General features: G+C 47.6%; 15 protein-coding genes. 3 read left to right on the top strand and 12 right to left on the bottom strand.

Annotated features, from left to right (window positions below; genetic code table 11):
• Positions 1–114 precede the first annotated feature (114 nt).
• Genes ACCC71_RS05540 through ACCC71_RS05520 form a run of 5 tightly spaced genes read right to left on the bottom strand, consistent with a single transcriptional unit; the run spans position 115 to position 5,619 of the window.
• Complete coding sequence (locus tag ACCC71_RS05540; protein ID WP_434311425.1) at positions 115–1,158, bottom strand: hypothetical protein; 1,044 nt, start codon at positions 1,156–1,158, stop codon at positions 115–117.
• Positions 1,145–2,635 (bottom strand): MBOAT family O-acyltransferase, encoded by a 1,491-nt coding sequence (locus ACCC71_RS05535; RefSeq protein WP_434311424.1) that lies wholly within the window; start codon positions 2,633–2,635, stop codon positions 1,145–1,147. Before ACCC71_RS05535 ends, ACCC71_RS05540 begins: the two co-directional genes overlap by 14 nt.
• Positions 2,636–2,655: 20 nt before the next feature.
• Positions 2,656–2,883, bottom strand: coding sequence for a phosphopantetheine-binding protein (locus ACCC71_RS05530; RefSeq protein ID WP_434311423.1), 228 nt, complete (start codon positions 2,881–2,883; stop codon positions 2,656–2,658).
• A 13-nt stretch (positions 2,884–2,896) separates the two neighbouring features.
• Positions 2,897–4,102, bottom strand: coding sequence for an alanine racemase (locus tag ACCC71_RS05525; protein ID WP_434311422.1), 1,206 nt, complete (start codon positions 4,100–4,102; stop codon positions 2,897–2,899).
• Positions 4,099–5,619 carry an amino acid adenylation domain-containing protein gene (locus ACCC71_RS05520; RefSeq protein WP_434311421.1) on the bottom strand — a complete coding sequence of 507 codons (1,521 nt, stop codon included), beginning with the start codon at positions 5,617–5,619 and terminating at the stop codon, positions 4,099–4,101. Before ACCC71_RS05520 ends, ACCC71_RS05525 begins: the two co-directional genes overlap by 4 nt.
• Before the next feature lie 245 nt (positions 5,620–5,864).
• On the opposite strand from ACCC71_RS05520, the gene ACCC71_RS05515 reads away from it, so the two are divergent.
• Positions 5,865–6,857: a hypothetical protein gene (locus tag ACCC71_RS05515; protein WP_434311420.1), complete on the top strand. Its 993-nt coding sequence runs from the start codon at positions 5,865–5,867 to the stop codon at positions 6,855–6,857.
• A 175-nt stretch (positions 6,858–7,032) separates the two neighbouring features.
• Positions 7,033–7,665: a uracil phosphoribosyltransferase gene (gene upp, locus ACCC71_RS05510; RefSeq protein WP_434311419.1), complete on the top strand. Its 633-nt coding sequence runs from the start codon at positions 7,033–7,035 to the stop codon at positions 7,663–7,665.
• 126 nt (positions 7,666–7,791) lie between these two features.
• On the opposite strand, the gene ACCC71_RS05505 is transcribed toward upp, so the two are convergent.
• Both ACCC71_RS05505 and ACCC71_RS05500 read right to left on the bottom strand, forming a co-directional pair.
• The gene (locus tag ACCC71_RS05505) at positions 7,792–10,581 is read right to left on the bottom strand and encodes a PAS domain-containing hybrid sensor histidine kinase/response regulator (protein WP_434311418.1); all 2,790 of its coding nucleotides are present in this window, start codon (positions 10,579–10,581) and stop codon (positions 7,792–7,794) included.
• A 130-nt stretch (positions 10,582–10,711) separates the two neighbouring features.
• Positions 10,712–12,427 (bottom strand): S8 family peptidase, encoded by a 1,716-nt coding sequence (locus ACCC71_RS05500; protein ID WP_434311417.1) that lies wholly within the window; start codon positions 12,425–12,427, stop codon positions 10,712–10,714.
• A gap of 232 nt (positions 12,428–12,659) precedes the next feature.
• On the opposite strand from ACCC71_RS05500, the gene ACCC71_RS05495 reads away from it, so the two are divergent.
• The gene (locus ACCC71_RS05495; protein WP_434311416.1) at positions 12,660–13,202 is read left to right on the top strand and encodes a DUF5662 family protein; all 543 of its coding nucleotides are present in this window, start codon (positions 12,660–12,662) and stop codon (positions 13,200–13,202) included.
• A 343-nt stretch (positions 13,203–13,545) separates the two neighbouring features.
• On the opposite strand, the gene ACCC71_RS05490 is transcribed toward ACCC71_RS05495, so the two are convergent.
• The 5 genes from ACCC71_RS05490 to ACCC71_RS05470 are packed head-to-tail and all read right to left on the bottom strand — an operon-like array spanning position 13,546 to position 18,699.
• A complete protein-coding gene (locus tag ACCC71_RS05490) occupies positions 13,546–15,003 on the bottom strand; it encodes a peptidoglycan D,D-transpeptidase FtsI family protein (RefSeq protein WP_434311415.1) in 1,458 nt (485 codons plus the stop codon).
• The gene (locus ACCC71_RS05485; protein WP_434311414.1) at positions 14,963–16,336 is read right to left on the bottom strand and encodes an FtsW/RodA/SpoVE family cell cycle protein; all 1,374 of its coding nucleotides are present in this window, start codon (positions 16,334–16,336) and stop codon (positions 14,963–14,965) included. Before ACCC71_RS05485 ends, ACCC71_RS05490 begins: the two co-directional genes overlap by 41 nt.
• Complete coding sequence (locus ACCC71_RS05480) at positions 16,337–17,125, bottom strand: hypothetical protein (protein WP_434311413.1); 789 nt, start codon at positions 17,123–17,125, stop codon at positions 16,337–16,339.
• Positions 17,103–18,383 carry a peptidase U32 family protein gene (locus tag ACCC71_RS05475; RefSeq protein WP_434311412.1) on the bottom strand — a complete coding sequence of 427 codons (1,281 nt, stop codon included), beginning with the start codon at positions 18,381–18,383 and terminating at the stop codon, positions 17,103–17,105. The genes ACCC71_RS05480 and ACCC71_RS05475 overlap by 23 nt, the downstream gene beginning before the upstream one ends.
• Positions 18,376–18,699, bottom strand: coding sequence for a cell division protein ZapA (locus ACCC71_RS05470; protein WP_434311411.1), 324 nt, complete (start codon positions 18,697–18,699; stop codon positions 18,376–18,378). Before ACCC71_RS05470 ends, ACCC71_RS05475 begins: the two co-directional genes overlap by 8 nt.
• Between the last annotated feature and the right edge of the window lie 68 nt (positions 18,700–18,767).

Raw genomic sequence — 18,767 nt, 5'->3', positions numbered from 1 at the left:
TTTCACAAATTTCCGGAATCCTAGAAGTACTTGCTCCGAAACCCTACAAAATATTCCGATATGTTTTAACGCCGCCTCCCATCTTATGGTTGGAAGCATGACAAGGACTGTTTTTTATTTCTCCCATTTATAAGGATCGAGATAATCGCTTTCCTGGAAGGTTCCGTTTTGCTGGTCTCGGATCAGCTTTCCAAAAAGCTGGCTGAACCTCGGCGCTAATCCGCCCAGATGCCCCTCCCAGTCCTGAAATTCACTTCCCGTCAACGGAAGCAGATCTCTTTTTAGATAATTCAAATTGTAATAGGGTACTCCGTATTCCTTCGCCATCTCTTTCATGTAAGCATCCACGGCTTTTTGATTTGCTAAGTCCTTTTGGTATGTTTCCTCCGGAATCGGAGTTACGAAGATCTTAAATTCAATTCCATTTTCCCGGCAAAGGGCAATGATTTTTTCCAAATACTCCCGCATCCCCTGGATATGCTCTGCCATCTTCGTTTTATCCGCTTCCCACTGGCGGGGGCAGTAAGCCTCTTTTTCCTCGTTGGGTACCGTACATCCCATAATATAACCATGATCATAACAGCCCTTTTCATATAACCCTTCCGGCTGTTTGTCCCTGTACTCCTTTTGAATCTTTAAATACACGTAGTTTTTCAACACCGGCATATTCTTCAGAACATCTCTCGTATACATCCACGGAAAAAAGACCGCCCGAAAATCCTGATGTCCCATCTGGACAAAAAAGTACTCCAATTTATTGAAAGACCATGGCATTTCCCGCATAATCGTGTTGGACTGATAATTGGGTTCCGTCAGCCAATACGTAAAATCCAGCTCATAGTAAATGGCCTTTGGTTTTTGATACTTCAGCGCGTGGCGCAGCATATAATAACTATCCTGCAGATATTCCCCGGCCACGCAGAGATTCATCATTTTTAAGCCGGACTCTTCTTCCACTTTTGCCGGCACAATTCCGCTCTGGCCATGGGAAGTTCCAATAGTAATGAGATCAAAGGGGCCTTCTTCCTCCAAAATCCGGTAGTGAACTCCCATGTAGGAAGGCTCCACCAACGCCAGATTCATCAAAAAATTCCCAAAACAAAAAAATAACGCAAACCCGATCAATACCAGTGCTTTTTTCTTTTTAGAACTGCGCATAGATAAACCCTCCGATCGGGCCGGTTTCTCCCAGCAACGGCAAAGCCAATACAAGCAGGCCATACACGATCCAGCGCAAAAGCCAGTTTTTCTCTGAGAGAGATTCCCGTATTTTTACCCCGCGTTCCTGAAGAACGCTGACTACAAATACAATCAGGCATCCAAACAAAACAACGACGATATTCTCCCTGTCAAGTCCAAGGCATGTCAGGGTTCCGTCCCGGAAAGGCTGAAGGGATACATTCTGAAAAGTCGTGCGCATCATGGTAAGCGCCGCCTTCACATCGATTCCCATGTCAAAGAACCAACTGATATTTACAATCACAAAGGTCCGAAGCATCTGAAAACCTTTCCACCACCAGCTCTGCACGGGAACATGGAGCGCGGCCAGTCCTTTTTTGTAGGCAGGAGCCATCAGATTGCTAAAAGCAATGATAACGCCGTTAAACAGGCCGTAGCAGATATATTTCCAGGCTGGTCCATGCCAGATTCCAACGACCAAAAAGATCACAATATTGGCGATGCAGACCGGTAAAATCCGCCCGGTCTTTTTTCCGAATTTTTTCTTGGCAAACTTCTCGAATTTTTTCATTCCACGGGATAAAGACAAGGGATAAAAAATGTAATCTTTCATCCAGGTTCCCAGTGTAATGTGCCAGCGATGCCAGAATTCGGAAATCGATCGGGAAAAATACGGCCGTTTGAAATTCTCATCCATCGAAATACCGAACATCTCCGCCACGCCGATCACCACGTCCATCCCGCCGGAAAAGTCCGCATAGAGTTGGATGGAATAACAGAGCACGCCGATCACATTGATCCAACCGGAATATTGTTGATAATTAGAAAAAATAAGATTGACCGTAACGGACAGGCGATCCGCCAAAACCATCTTTTTGAAATACCCCCACAGCATCCGCTGTAATCCGCGTTCCATCCGGAGCAGGGAAAACGAGCGCTGTGCATAAAGTTCACCGGCCAGACGGTCAAAACGGCCGATGGGTCCCTGGAGCAATTGTGGAAAAAAGGACACAAACAAAGCGAAGCGGAAAGGATTTTTCTCCGCCTTCACTTTCCCACGATAAACGTCGATCACATATCCCACAGACTGAAAGGTATAAAAAGAAATTCCAAGGGGCAGGAGGAGATTCCTCTCCGCAATCCCCAGACCAAAGAGCGCGTTTAGATTCTCTACCGCAAAATTAAAGTATTTTACAAAGGCCAGCATCCCAAAATCCAACAGGACCGCCGCCAGCATCACCCGTTTTTTCTTCTCTGTCTTTTCAATTCCGATTCCTGCGCCATAAGTTACCAACGTAGCAAATACCAGATAGAAAAGGATCTCTATCCCGGCGGATAAGTAAAAAAGGTAACTAAACAGCAGCAGCCACATCCACTGAGCCTTTTTCGGGATCAGATAGTATCCGGCCACAGCTGCAAACAGAAAAATCAGAAAATTTGTCGATACAAACGACATGCTATCCCCCTATGCTTTTTCTATTTGTTTTGCAGCCGTTTTACCATCTCCCACATCGCTTCCGCCGAGTTAAAATTCGCAGGAATGACATCCGCCGGTTTGATCTCAATCTCAAACTCGTCCCCCAGCTCGCTGATGATGGACATCACGTCAAAAGAGTCCAGTACCCCGTCGTCGATTAGCGTCTTACAATTCTCAAAATCCGCTTCCGGGCGAATCTCCTCCAAGATTTCCATTAACTTTTCCATTGTTTTCTCCTCTCTATTCATAGGAATGGCTTGGGCTATTCCATACATTGGTCTCAAGGGCGTCCCTAACCAGAATCTCCCCGTCCTTCTTTGTAAAAAAGAATACCTTGGGCAAATCCCGGCTCAAAAACAGGTAAATCCCTTCGGTCACGGAATATGCCCCGATCTTTTGAAACGCCAGCAAATCCCCCGGCTCCGGTTCTATAAGCGGAAGCCCCTTTACCAGCACATCGGACACCGTACATAAGGAACCGCAAAGGTTCCACAGGGATTCCGTCTCTTCTTTCCCCGCGGCCTCCGTCTTTTCCCGCAGCGGCAGATAGGTGATATCCGGTCGTTTCATCGCCATCATCTGACCATAATAATTTACATGGTGAATTCCACCGTCCAGAATCAGATAGTTTTCCCCTTCATTCTGCTTCCGGTCTACGATGGCCGTCAAATAAGTTCCGCATTCCGCGGCCAAAAAGCGTCCCATCTCCAAGGTGATTTTGGCCGACATCGCCTCTTCTTCCATAGCTTGTCTTAGGGAGCAAAGCCACTCTTCTTCCGGCGCCCATTTCTCCCCAGAAAAATAGGGAATCGGAAATCCTGGCCCAAATTCAATCTCTTCCGCCTCAAAACCGACCGTCTCCCGAAGTTCCCTGGCAAATTGGCATAGGCTATGAAATTCTCCCGCTACCTTCTCCGGCTTTTTCTTTTGCGTCCCGGAATAATACTGCAATCCCCGGAAATGAATAAACGGATATTTGTCTTTTTCCTCTAAGATCTGCTTGACCGTCTCTCGGTCCATACCAAATTGATTTCCGCTGCTGACCCGCAGCAAAACCGGCAAAGGCTGACGGTGCTTCGCGCACTCAGATAGAAGAGCCAGCTGCTGCTTTGACTCTGCGGTGAAGATACCTACGCCGCCGCTTTCTAAAATCTCTTCGATCTCCTCTTTCTTTTTGCTTACACCGGATAGCACGATCTTTTCCCGCGGAATCCCCAAGCGCTGGCAGATATGGAACTCCCCCTGGGAGCAAACTTCCAGACGGCTCACCAGCGGTTCCAAAGGCCCTGTCAAAAAGGGATTTGCTTTCATGGCATAGCACAAAGCGGCGGTTCCGGCAAAAAACGCATCGAGACGGCGAGTTCTCTCGGTTAGACAGTCCAATTCAAACACATAAAAAGGCGTCCCATACTTTCCCGCAAGTCTTCTTAACTCCTGCCCGGTCATTGTCCACCCTCCTGTCCTTCTCGTAACAACCGGTAATTGACCTTTCCATTGACGTTTACCGGCAGCTGGTCCCATCTTCGGTATTCATTGGGAAGCATATATTTGGGAATCCACTGGAGCAATGCTTTTGCGATCTGGCGTTTTTCTCCCTCGCCTACATAATGGGCGATAATGTGCTGCTTCTTCTCGTCATAAGTACAGCAGGCCCGAACAATACCAGGAATCGCGCCCATAGCAGCCTCTATCTCTCCCAGTTCGATTCGGTGTCCCATGTGCTTGATCTGGAAATCCTTCCGGGAAGCAAAAACCAAAAGTCCGTCTTCCCCGTAATAGGCCAGGTCGCCGGTCCGGTAAATCGGCTCCAGATAGCGGGAATTCAAAGGGTTTTGAACAAAGGCCTTTGCGGTTGCCTCCGGATTATTATAATAGCCAAGAGAAAGCGCCGTCCCCGCCACACAAAGTTCCCCAAGGCAGCCTGACTCTGTGACCTGCCGATTCTCTTCATCTAACAAAAATACCTTTTCATTGGGAAAAGGCCTCCCCATCGGCAAAGCCTCCCCCGGCGCAAATTCCCGATCTACAATATAATAAGCGCAGTTACAAGTGATTTCCGTAGGGCCATAGAGATTGACAAACATCGTATCCGGCAGATGGCGGCGCCACTCGTTCAGATGATTGACCGGCATGGCCTCCCCGCTGAACATCACCCGCTTTAGCTGGGAGGGCACCCGATAGTCCAATCCGCCCTTTAACGTCGTAATCAGGCAGAGCGCCGACACGGCCCAAATCAGCGTCGTCACATTCCGGTCACAAATATAGTTCAAAAGCTCCGCCGGAAAAGCAAAATACTTTTTAGGGATGATCTCCATCGTCGCGCCGGTTTTTAAAGTCGTATAAATATCTTTGACCGACACGTCAAAATCAAAAGGAGCCTGATTCCCAATCACATCTTCCGAGGTAATTCCAAATAGTTCCACAAAACAATCGATAAAGTCGATCACCGACCGGTGCCCCACGACAACTCCCTTTGGCACCCCCGTAGAACCAGAAGTAAAAATTCCGTAAAGAGGGTCCGTATCCAATGCTTGTCCCTGCACCGCGTTTAAGATTGCCTCGTCGGCCGACTCTTGTTCCAGCTCGTCCAAGGACAAAATCTCTCCGGAAAAATCCAGCGTTTCCGCCTGTTCCTTATATTCCGGAAGGGTCACCAGTACGGGAGCTTCCAACGTTTTTAAAATCGTATTTAAGCGAGCTTTCGGCTGCGTCCGATCCAGCAGCACATAAAAACAGCCGGCATATACCGCGCCCAGAAATGCCGCCATGGTGTCCACACCCTTTTCCATCAGCACCGGAATTGGACTGCGGGGCGGCGCTTTTCTCGCCAGCGCACTGCCAACTCTCTTTGCCCGCTCTTCTATCTCCCGATAGGAATTTGACTTTTTTTCATCTGAAAAAGCGATTTTATCCGGGCTTTTCCTGGCGCTTTCCTCCAGGTATTCCAGGACGTTTTTCCTCATGCTCGTTTCCCCCAACTGATTTTGTCTTCCATTTTAGCATATCAAAATAGGGGGTTCAATGACTTGGAGTAATCTTCAAGAAAGATTAAGAAGACCTTAAGATTTTCTCATTTGAGGACGAAGAAGGAGAAAGAACGATTTGAGGATTTTGATATAAATTGCAGCCACAAATCATTTTCTTTTGTTGCTTTTTTCTATTTTTATAGTATAATTAAAACATTAGATTTCAAAGGAGAAGAATTATTATGAGAAAAAGTCTACTGGTATTATCGCTATGTCTGGGCCTATTCCTCGCCGGGTGCAGCGGAGAAACAACAAAAACAACTGCCGAAGAATCCACTCCCCAGGAAACGACTCTGGTAGCCACAGAAGCAGTGACAACTGCTGCTCCAGAAACAGAAGCCGCTTCTGAGTCCACTACATTAAGCGCAGAGGAACAACACGATCTTACGGTTTCCTTATTACGACTTAGTACGGACGAAAGCAATTTAGAACGAAGCGACAGCAATACATCTGAAGTGATTGATATCCTTGTTTCCTATTATCCCAAGTTCTCGGCGTTAACAAAATGGGATGACACGCTTGACGAGTTAAATATATATTTCGGATGCGCTACCTATTTAGGAGCTTATTTTGAGCAAGGATCCAACGGCAATTTTCTATATGAACTTATTCTTGATTCTTTGGCTTATTTATATGACGAAGAGCCAGAAAATTTTGCATTGAATAATATGTTGCTAAAAACTTCCCTGGAAGACCTCTCTGGGAAAAAAATATTAGATACATCTGCTACGCAGTATAGCGAAGGGCAGTATAAAGTAGGCGGTGATATTCCCGCTGGAGAATATGTTTTATTTGCAAAGTCTACGGTTGCCGGCTATTTCTGCCTATCCAAAGATAGTAATGATAACGATATCATCACTAATGAAAATTTTTCATATAATTCCATTATTACGGTTAGAGAGGGAGAATACTTCACGCTAAAACGCTGTTATGCCGTTCCGATCGAAGAAGCAGGCGACTTAGATACCTCCCAAACAGGCACCTTTAAAATAGGCGTTCATCTCCCTGCTGGGGAATATAAAGTAACGGCGGACAATGGCAAGGGATACTACTGTGTGTATAATGACGGACGGCAGGACGATATCGAAGCCAATGACAATTTCAGCGGAAGCTCTTATGTTACCGTGTCGGATGGCCAATATTTAGTTTTGTCAAGATGCCATATTGACCAATAAAGAAAACAAAACCGGTTCCTGACAGCATCAAGAACCGTTTTTTTATTTCCTGGGTCAGTTCGATTCCGATCGCATTCCATTTTCCATTGCAATCCCGATTCCAGCATGCTATAATATGACCCAGCGAGAGGCCCTTACGGCGTCATAGAGAAAGGCTACGAAAGAAAGGAGCACTATGAACGAAAATGTTACGATTCTAAACCATCCTTTAATTCAGCACAAAATCACCATGCTGCGGGACATCGGCACCGGGACCAACGAATTCCGGCAGCTGATCGAAGAGATAGCCACTCTGATGGGCTACGAGGCGCTGCGTGATCTTCCGCTGGAAGATATTGAGGTCCGTACACCGATCGAGACCTGCCAGTCTCCTATTATCAGCGGCAGAAAGCTTGCCGTTGTACCGATTCTTCGGGCCGGACTTGGGATGGTGAATGGAATTTTAAATCTGACTCCTACCGCAAAAGTCGGCCACATTGGCCTCTACCGGGATGAGGAGACCCACGACCCCCACGAATATTATTGTAAGCTGCCAAATCCCATCGAAGAACGCACCATCGTCGTGGTGGACCCGATGCTGGCCACCGGCGGATCCGCCATCGCCGCTGTCAATTTTATCAAAGAGCACGGCGGTAAAAAGATCAAATTTATGTGCGTGATCGCTGCTCCGGAAGGTTTAAAACGACTGCAGGAGGCTCATCCGGATATTCAGATCTACATCGGCCATCTGGATCGGGGCTTGAATGACGCCTGTTATATCTGTCCTGGCCTTGGAGATGCGGGCGACCGGATTTTTGGAACAAAATAGATCGATTTTTCTATATTAGGATAACAAAAAAGTAAGACCTGCCACTATCTAGGCAAGTCTTACTTTTTTGTTATCCTTTCCGTAGCTCTTAACGCAGGAATATCTTCTCTTTATTCAGGCATACGCCTAGGACAAGATGTGATCTAAAGTATCAAACAGGATGTCCACGTCAACGGGTTTTGCCAGATGCCCATTCATTCCACTCTTTAGCGCTTCCTGACGGTCCTCCTCGAAGGCGTTGGCCGTCATCGCCAAAATCGGAATAGATGCCAATTCTTGATTCTCAAACCCGCGAATGGTTTTCGTCGCTTCATAGCCATTCATCACAGGCATCTGAACATCCATCAGGATTAACTGATAATATCCCGGCTTTGATTCTTTTAACATATTTACCGCAATCTGTCCATTTTCAGCAACCTCTACGGAAAATCCAGCGTCCTCCAAAATCGCCATGGCAATTTCCTGGTTTATTTCATTGTCCTCCGCCAACAAAATACGCCCGGTATAGCGTTTCACCGCTTTTTCCTGACTATCCGTATCCAAATCACGGTCCGCAGTCGACGTTTGGTCTTCGTTCCATTCCTGAATATCCTGCGGCTTTTTTGTTTCAGAATATAGCCGGAAAGTAAGGCTAACAATGACTTCCGTCCCGATTCCCTTCTCGCTTTCCACTTCGATGGTACCGTTCATCATATCCACAATATTTTTTGTGATCGCCATCCCAAGCCCGGTTCCCTGAATTTCATTGATCGTACTGCTTTTTTCTCTCTCAAAGGGTTCAAAAATACGTTTTATGAATCCTTTGCTCATACCAATTCCAGTATCTTTGATATGAAACTCATATTTTGCATAGCCGCTGGGCGCTCCGCTTTTTTCTATTATCTTCATCCAAATCGTACCGCCCGCCCCCGTATACTTGACGGAATTACTCAGCAAATTCAGCAAGACTTGGCTCAGCCGCAGCTTATCGCAATAAATATCTTCATTCAGGATATTTCCGGCTTCCATATAAAACTCCAGCTTCTTTGCATGGACGTCCGGCTGCAAAATATTTTTTAGTTCATGCAAAATTCCTGGTAAATGGCACGGCTTTTCATCTAAATGTATCTTGCCGCTTTCAATCCGACTCATATCCAAAACATCGTTGATCAGGCTCAACAGATGATTCCCGGAAACCATAATCTTTTTCAGATATTCTTCTACCTGATCTTTCTGCCCAATATGGGAAAGGGCAAGGGTGGTAAACCCGACAATAGCGTTCATCGGAGTACGGATATCGTGCGACATATTAGATAGGAAAGTGCTTTTTGCCCTGCTGGCCTGATTGGCCTGCATCAACGCGCTTTCCAGTAAGCTTTTCTTTTCCAATTCTGTACGAATTTCCTCATCCACACTGCGAAATCCCAAAACTACGCCGTTTTGATCTCCCCAAATTCCAGTTCTCACGGCTTTCCACTGAAAATATTCCGTCTCTCCGTTTAAAACAGCACGGTAGTTCACATAATATTGATTCTTTTCTTCCAGTTCTTTTTTTAGACATTCGATCGAAAAAGCTTGACGCAGCATCTCCCTGTCGTCCTCATGCACGAATGTCTGTATGTAATGCTCCATACTCTCCCGGAAAAAGATATTGCCGTCAAAATCTGGTACAAAAACGTTTTCCGTTGACGGATTGTTCCGGAGCAGCATACCGACTCCTGTGTTCAGTTCCAAATAGCAGACAATACTATAATCAATGCTCAAAGCCTGGATCAGTTCCATCTGCTGTCTTTCATTTTTCTGTTCCTGCAATTTTTGAGCGGTGCAGTCCAAAAGGAAACGTTGATAAAACAGTTTCCCATTTTCTTTTAACAGCTTGACCGTGCCCATTACATGCAGCAAATCTCCATTTTTATGCCTGACCCGATATTCGGTGCTGACACTATCTCCATCCGTTTTCAAACTTTTTATGCATGCCCGGAGCTTTTCTTGATCTTCCTCCAAAACTGTTCTGGCAACCATATGAAACCCGTCCGCCATCATTTCCTCCGAAGACTCGTATCCCAGGATTCTCAAGGCGGCCTGATTGGCGCTGATGATATGCTTCCCGTCCACCGTATGACGCATCACACCGCAATCAATCGTCGTAAAAATTTTCTCTAGGGTTTGGTTCTTCTGTACAATCGCCTGTTCATACATCCGCTCCTGCGTCACGTCAATCGCCACGCCTACGGTTCCCATGACGCTGCCGTCCAAATCAAACAAGGGCGATTTATAAGTCGTAAGCGTCCTCATTCCCGCCCCCGTTTGGATATGTTCCTCCGATACGCAGGTCTCCCGTTTGCTCATGACTTCACGTTCCGACTCAATACAGGCAGGATCGTCCTCCTCCACATCCCAGATATAACTATGCCTGCGTCCTTCCACCTGACGCTTCGTCTTATTGACAGTTTTGCAAAAACTGTCGTTAACTTTCTCGTGGACGCCATCCTTGTCTTTGTACCAAACAAGATTGGGAACATTGTTAATTGTAGCTTCCAAGTAATGGCTCGTTTCCCAAAAATCTTTGCTCATCTTATAGGTCTGCTGCCATCGTAAAAAACGAAAACGCACTTCCGCTTCCGACATCGGGCCAATCCAAATATCTTTCACTTCCGGCCATTCGTCCGTCAATAAACCCATCTGGCTTTTATCCAAAAGCAAAATCAGTTCCGAATCTTTGCGCTTTGCAGAAACAAGCGCACGGACTGCCCCTTCCGGATCTGTCCCCTGCAAATCAGCCAGGATGACATCTGCCTGGGCCGCCAGTGATTCTTCTAGTTGATCACTTTCCAAATAGGTATGCGTAAAATTCTCAAAGGGCGCCATTTCTTTTATCGTTTCAAACGTCCTGCATGGTTGACCCAACAAATAAAAAAGCACACGACAATGGTACATGTCGTTTCCTCCTTACGTTCCCCTTCTATTGACGAGCCAAATTCAATGGAAGGTATGGATATGTTTAGTAAAATTATACTTCAACTTTTTTCTAAAAACAAGGTTTTCACCCACAATCTGATTATTTCTTTTATCCCGGCAGGCTCTCCCTCACGCAAAGCGCCCCATATCCTAGCTGCGGATTGGGCCACTCCGTAAACCCCGGCAGCTGTCTTGCCCCGCGCTGCAAATAAGCCTTTAGTTTCTCTCCGTACAGATAGGGATCATTTCCTCTGATGATTCCCCATTCCATCAAAAGCGCCGCGCTGCCCGTCACAAAAGGCGTCGCAAAGGAGGTGCCCGTCTGCGGCCGATAACCTCCGCCCGGCGCTGTCGTCATAATTTCCACGCCGGGAGCTGCCAGATCCGGTTTGATGCGGTTGGTTTGCCTTGTATAGCCCCGGCCTGAAAAGCTGGCATAGGAATCGCGTCTGCTGTCGTAAGCACCAACGGAAATCACCTTTTCAGCCGCAGACGGAATGGTTAAAGTGGTACTGGGCGTCTGCAATAAAAAACGGGTATCCGGATTTCTCACCTGGCCGCTCGGCAGCCAAAAATCATAATCTCCCATCACAATTTTCTTTGGAACCAGCCGGAACGTCCATACTCCGCTGTCCAGCTTTTGATCTCTCGGCAGAAATTCAAAATAAATTTCCTGCGCTCCGCTGTAAGGACTTGGCGTCCCATAGTATACTAAAATTTCCGTATCGCGCGTTGGAAAGCGCTGCACATTGTCGATCCTCCGCATGGGCCCCAACACCGTTCCCCATGGCGTAATCAACAGTACGTCAAATTCATCCGCATAGGATTTCCAAAGCTGCACATTGGTGGAAATCTCATTTTCTCCAATGGCCAGCGCAATTTCCTGAATTTCCCCCTTTTTCAATACGCCCGAAGTATGGCCGCCGTCGTCGCCTTCATTTCCCGTCCCCACGGCAATCGACACCTTCCACTGATCCGCCATCGTATCGAGAAATGTTTCTACCAAAGAATTCCCCTCATGGGACCCATAGGTGTTGCCAAAACTTAAATTGATGGCCACCGGCTGGTTTCGATTTCGAGCGGTCTTTACGACATAATCTACCGCCTGCATCAGTTCTGTTGTACGTGGAAATCCGCCTTCTTCCGGCACGCCAAGTTTTACTACCAAAATGTCCGCTTCCGGAGCTACCCCGCGATATCGCCCGCCGGAAGCCCGGCCATTTCCTGCCGCAATCCCTAAAACTCCGGTTCCATGGCCGGATGTATCCTGACTTGGCAGCGTTCTATTTCCTGCCAGAGCTTCGTTGATTTCTTCCTCCGTATATTCTGTCCCAAAGAAATATCCCTCCGGAGGCCGTCCTTCGATGCTCTGATCCCAGATGCCTACGATCCTCGTCTTCCCTTCCTCCGTCTGAAAATCCGGATGCCGCCAATCCACTCCGGAATCGATCACCGCCACCAGTACGCCTTCCCCCAGCAGTCCCCGGGGACCTTCCTGCAAAGAATTGATGCAGGAGACACTGCGCCCCTGATCCACCGAATAAAATAGACGCTTTGGCTTCTCCATATACTCCACCTCAGGCAAAGCCGCAAAATCATCCACCAGTTCTTCTGGCAAAGTGACGATCGCATATCCTCCGGAAAGCAAGGAAATCCGAATATTTTCGTTTTCATAAGCGCTTAAATCGCCGGAATAGCGGACAATCACCTGCCAAGTTCTCCCATCCGGCTGATATCCCACGTCCAAATCCAAGGATTTTCTCCGCTCTTCCTCACTGGCATCCAAAGCTAAATTCAATAAGTTCTCTATTTTTTGATCCTGCATTCCATTCCTCCCACCAGTCTTAAATTGTCAATTAACATTCCGATAAAATTTCGTTCTGTTTTATGTACCGTCCACCAAGTGCAACAAATAATTATATGTGTTCTTCTAATTATATATCTCTAAAATAAAGCATTTCTGCCGTCGAAATCTTTTCACGCCCAGCGTTGATTCCCTCCCTAAAATATGCTATGCTAAAATTACTTTCCGTTGACTTTTGCAGGAGGTGATTTTCATGAACATCTGGGGACACTTTAAAACCATCACAGAACACAAACTGTTGGTGATGAAATATTGTTTTCAGGTCGGCCTTTACCGCCAGGGACTATTGCACGACCTATCCAAGTATTCTCCCACCGAATTTTGGCGCGGAACTAAATATTACCAGGGCGACCGGAGCCCAAACGACCAGGAACGACGGGTAAACGGCTGCTCGGTAGCCTGGATGCACCACAAGGGCAGAAATAAACACCACTATGAATATTGGACAGATTATCAGATGGGAACCCCTAAGGGACAGCTATCCGGCACAAAAATGCCCCTTCGCTATGTGGTCGAAATGTTCTGCGACCGCGTCGCCGCAGCGCAGATTTATAACAAAGGAGCATACACTCCCGACATGCCGCTCGATTACTTTCTAAAGGGAAAAGGGCAGATGCTGATGCACCCGGAGACCAGCGACTTGTTGGAGAAACTCCTACGGATGTTGGCAAAATACGGGCAGGCTCGTACTTTCCTTTATATCCGAAAAAAACTTCTCCCCAAAAAGAACTATTAAACTTAGAATAGGTACCACCCACTGAAAAAAGCAAAGAAATTCTCAATAGAGATCCGGGTGTCAAAAGGTCTCTGTGGGAGAAGGGCCGGAATATTTTGTATTTGCAGGAGCGTTAGTACTTCTTAGGTTCCGGGAATTTGTCTTATGAACAAAAATAAGACTGTCTGAACGCAGCGAGTTTCTTATTTTTGTGAATGCTTTTCACAAATTTCCGGAACCCTAGAAGTACTTGCTCCGAAACTCTACAAAATATTCCGGCCCTTCTCCCACAGAGACCTTTTGACACCCGGTTCTTATGGAGAATAAAAAATTCGCTCTGCGAAATTCTCGCAAAGCGAATTTTTTATTCTCCATAATACGCGTCGAACACTGCCTTTGCAATGGGCGCTGCGGTGGAACCGCCGCTGCCGCCTTCCTCCACCAATACGCTGACCACGATCTTCGGATCTTCCACGTCCGCATATCCCACAAACCACGCGTGGGTTTCCCTTCCGGAGGCAAATTCCGCAGAGCCGGTTTTTCCTGCTACGCGGTATCCGTCTCCCTCTGCCTTGGAGCCGGTCCCGTCCGTAACCACGGCCCGCATATACTTTTGCAAAACCGCGGCCTCTTCCGGAGACATGACGGTCCGGTAGTTTTCTGAAGAAAATCGTTTAATCAACGTCCCGCTCTCCGACTCTACGGATTCCAACACATAGGGCTTCACCATCACGCCCTGATTGGCCACCGCCGCCGCAATCATTGCGTTGTGCAAAGGTGTAATCGTCGTCTTTCCCTGGCCAATGGAGGTTTGGAGCACATCCCAGACAGAACTGCCATCCTTTAAGACAAAACTGCTGGCATTACTTAGCAGGTCGGTAGGCAAAGCTGCATTATAGCCAAACTTCTCGCAAAGCTTGTACATCTCTGAGAAATTCAATGTCTGTCCAATGGAAGAAAAGGCGCCGTTACAGGATTTTGCAAAGGCCGTAATCAAATCCTCCTCCCCGTGACTAATCTGTTTCGAGCAGCGAATCTTATATTCTCCCACCTCATAGACGCTGTCGCAATCAAAGGAAAAATCCTCATAATTTCCTGGATTCTCCCGGATATACTCCAAGAGCGTTAAAATCTTAAAAGTCGATCCCGGCGGGTAAAGTCCCTGGGACGCCCGGTTGACCAAATTGGAATTTTTATTTTCCTCACTGACCAACTCATCCCAGATCGCATTGATCTCGTTGGGATCATAGTCTGGTTTACTGACCATGGCTAAGATCGCTCCCGTCTTCGGGTCCATCGCTACCACCGCGCCCTTCGCGTCGCCTAACGCCTCATATGCCGCTCGTTGAAGCCGCGTATCAAGCGTCGTCTTTACCGTATCTCCCAAAGTCTTTTGTTCCTTTAATTCATAGAGAATCTGGAGCGCCGGATTGATATGCGTATTCAGCAAATAGGAGTTGGCAATGGATTCAATTCCCGTATTTCCCTTGGTGGAGTAGCCGACCACATGGGCAAACATGGGACCATACGGATAGTTTCTCGACTCCTTTCCATCCTCATCCACCTCCGTCTTTGCCAGCACTTTTCCATCGCTGCTTAGAATCGTCCCGCGAATATAGCGGTCAGAAAAAAGCTGCTGCCGCTTGCTATTGTAAGGATTGTTCCGATAGGTATCGCTTTCTTTATACGTAAAATATCCCAGATATCCAATCATAATCAGGAAAAGGCCGACGAACACATAGGTGACCAATACAATCTCCCGATTGATCTTCTTCCTGCTTCTACCTTCTTCTTTCAAACTCTGCTTCTGGATATTCCTCATCCTCCGCTGTTGCCGCCTGCTCAATCGATTCCACCTCCCTCTGCTTCATCAGATGCAGCCCCTGAATCACGCCGATGATCATCATGGTGCTGAGCACGGAACTGCCTCCATAACTAATCAGCGGCAGCGTAATCCCTGTCGAGGGAATTAACTTGGTGCCCCCGCCGATATGCAGAAATACCTGCACGCCCACCATGACCGCCAGCCCGAAGCCAACAATTTTATAAAAGAGCTCGTCCATCCAGGTCGAAACCCAAAACATCTGTAAAATAAAGCCCAGATAAATCAACACCAGGCACATGGCAAAAATCACGCCCAATTCCTCACAGATAGCGGAAAAAATGAAATCATTCTCATTCAATGGGATGGATGTCGGCACGCCCTGGTAAAATCCCAGTCCAAACCAGCTGCCAGAGCTGATCGCAAATAAGGACTGGGCCATCTGGTAGCCCTTGACATTATAATCGCTGAAGGGATTCTGCCACATCGCCACGCGGACCCGAACGTGGGAAAACAATTTGTATGCCATGACAGCAGCCGCGCTGCCGGCTCCCAGACCGCCAAAAAAGTAAAGGGGCTGTCTGGTCGCCACAAAAATCATAAACAAAAAGGACAGGAAGTACACCAGCCCGCTTCCAAGGTCCGTCGACGCCACCAGAATCAGCACATGGGCCGCCGCGATTGCGGTCGTCACAAAAATCCGCCCAAAGGACTGGCCCTTTTGAAACATCGACGCAGTAAAGAAGACAAAGGTCAGCTTCACAAATTCCGAAGGCTGTAAGGCAAACCCGCCAAAGCTGATCCGAAGCTGCGCGCCTCCATTGGTGTCGCCGATGGCCCAGACCAAAAGCAGGAGGGCAATTCCAACAGCCGCGTAAAGCCAGGCCCATTTGGCCAAAGCTTTTAGATGTTTCATGATAACCGGGATCACCAGAGTAATCGCAGCGGCAATCATTCCAAGGATGAACTGTTTCTCCGCTTTCCCTACATCCAACCTCGTTAAAACCATCAGACCAATGGAAAAAAGAAATACCATATTGCTTAAAAGCACACGGGAACTCTGGGGATAGATGGTTTTAAACAGAATAAAATAGATCAGGAAAAAGACCACCTGAATGCCGTAAAAAATCAGCATCCGGACCTCCAAGGTCTTCAGATAGATAATCAGATATCCCAAAAATTGGAGGAGAAATACCAAAAATACCTGTTTGCGGCACACACGATTCTGCCAGCGCACATCTTGCTTGCGCAGCACATAAAAATTTAGTCCAGTATAAAGCACCATGATCAAAAGCATCAGGTACTTCGAAATATCAATCACAAGATTTATCATTTATTCCACCCCTCGTGTGAAATGTCCACGGGTAAAATGTTCCGGCGGCTCTGTTTGTCCGGCCAAAAATGCCTTCAAGATACGGGATGGCTCTCCTACTTTTTCTGAGGTAAAATGAAACCGCACCCGCTCCAAAGCTGCCGCCCGGTCCAAAAGCCACAAAGGTACACTGTTATAAATCACATTATAGCAAAAAAGACACCGGTTCTCCGCCAGAAACGACGCTCCCTTTCTGTCCCGAACCGTCCGAAAGGAAAACGCCCGCGTCTTCTTCTCACACCGTCCATTCTCCGTCAAGGCTATACACTGGGCAGAAAGCATCACTGGCAGCCTCCCGTATATAACAAATTCCGTATCCGCAAACCCGCGGGCCCGGAGCTCCTTTTCATTGAGCTCATAAGGGGCCGTCAAAAGATCCGCCCCCAAGCCACGAAGAACTGCGCAGGCTTCCTGATTCCAGCTGTACATACCGGCGTCAAAAATACGCATGCCCGAAGCCTGCTTTTCCGCCAGAAAACCCGCTTCGTCCAGATTCCGGATTAAAAATCCATCCACGCCCGCCTTCTGCAGCGCGTCCAACTCTTCCTGATAGTAGGCCGCTGCCTCCTGGCGAAACACATAGGGAAATGCGTAAAAGGCCTTCTTTCCCGCCTGATGGCACCGAGCAGCCGCATCTTCCACTTCTTTCCCGGACAAGCGCTCTCCCGGCAGGTATACCGCCGACACTTCCGGAATCTCACAAAGTTCCGAAAGATGAGCTGGATTTTCATAAAGTACGCTGATAAGCATGACACCGAGCCTCCTGTATTGCTTCCACCGCGCTCCGGCGCAGGCCATTGATCGCCCCCATCGGAAGAAACACGTCCTCGTCCATCTCAATCTCAAGGCTTTCCCAGACAAAGCCGGAGCCTCCCATCTTGTCCATCTGACGAAAAACCATCTCTTTTTCCAGAGGACGATTCTTCGCCTCAGCCACGACGTCCCCAAAGACCGAAACGCTCTGATCGCCCCAGGTTACTTCTATTGTAGCAGGGAAACCTTTTAAAATCTTTACTTTTCCCTTAATCTTTTCTTTGATTTCGCCCTGCAAATATTGTTCATCCAAAAACCGAAGCCGTTCCTCATCGATGACGCGAAGTTCCGGTTTCTTTCCGGTAAACACCATATCCGCCCCGTTATGACGGCGATAGTATCCATCTGTAAAGCCGCCTCGGTCAAACAATTCCTTTAACAGCCGTTCATCTTCCGGATCCACCTGCCAATCGCCGCCCCCACTGGTCAGATACCGATCCACATACTTTCGGTAAATACTGACCACGCCCGCCGTATAGCGCGGACTTTTCATACGTCCTTCTATTTTTAGGGAGGTCACTCCTGCCTCCAAAATCTGAGGCAAAATGGCAAGGGTACAGAGATCCTTTAAATTCATCAAATTTTTTCCATTGTAAGGCAGACGGCAAGGCTGCGCACAGCGCCCTCTGTTCCCACTGCGGCCACCGATAAAACTGCTCAACAGACATTGCCCGGAATAACAATAGCACAGCGCCCCATGGACAAAGCCCTCCAGTTCCAAATCGGTCTTCTCTCGGATCGCACGAATCTCCGCAAGGGATAACTCTCTCGGAAGCACCAAACGGCCCGCGCCAAGCTCTTTTGCCAGCATGGCTCCATAGGGGCCCGCCACTGCCATCTGGGTACTGATATGGATTTCCATCTTGGGAAAATGTTTTCGGATAAAAGAAAGAACGCCATAATCCTGTACGATTACGGCATCCAGCCCCTGCCGATACAGGGGCGCCAGATATTTCCATAGTTCCTCTGTCAACTCCCGTTCCTTTAGGAGAGTATTGACCGTAAGATATAGCTTTCTCCCATGAAGATGTACAAAATCAATCGCCCGCAAAAGCCCCGTGTCATCCGGATTTTCCGCGTAGGCCCTGGCCCCAAATTTCGCGCCGCCCATATATACAGCGTCTGCGCCGGCCCGCACCGCGGCTTCCATACTCTCGTAAGATCCCGCTGGAGCCAATACTTCGATATCAGTCATGATTCTTTTCATATTTCATCTGGTTTGTGACCAGCTCGTGCTTGAGATTATAAACTTCCTTTTCCAGCATCTCCACCTTTGCCTCCAACATCGCCGCTTTTTTCCTTGCGTTAAAATAATCATCCGCCAGGTTCAGCTGTGTCAGAACGTTCTGATAATCCGCAGGCAAACGGAGAAAGCCCATGGTTTTCTTTAAGTCATTTTGTTTGCTGTTCACATAAGTTGCAATCCGCTGCAGATATTCTTCGTCCTCATATCCGCCCAGAGTATATATTTTCCCGGCAATGGTCACATCCGTATAATTCTTGTCCGCCATCTGTAAAAGCCTCCTGCGCGCCGGCATCAACTGCCTTCTGAAGACAATTATAAAGCCTCCCTTTTGAA

The sequence above is a fragment of the Hominifimenecus sp. rT4P-3 genome, from assembly GCF_051055405.1.
GTDB lineage: Bacteria > Bacillota > Clostridia > Lachnospirales > Lachnospiraceae > Pseudolachnospira.
Note: the sequence above shows the minus strand (reverse complement) of the source record. Positions and strands in the feature narration are given on the sequence as shown.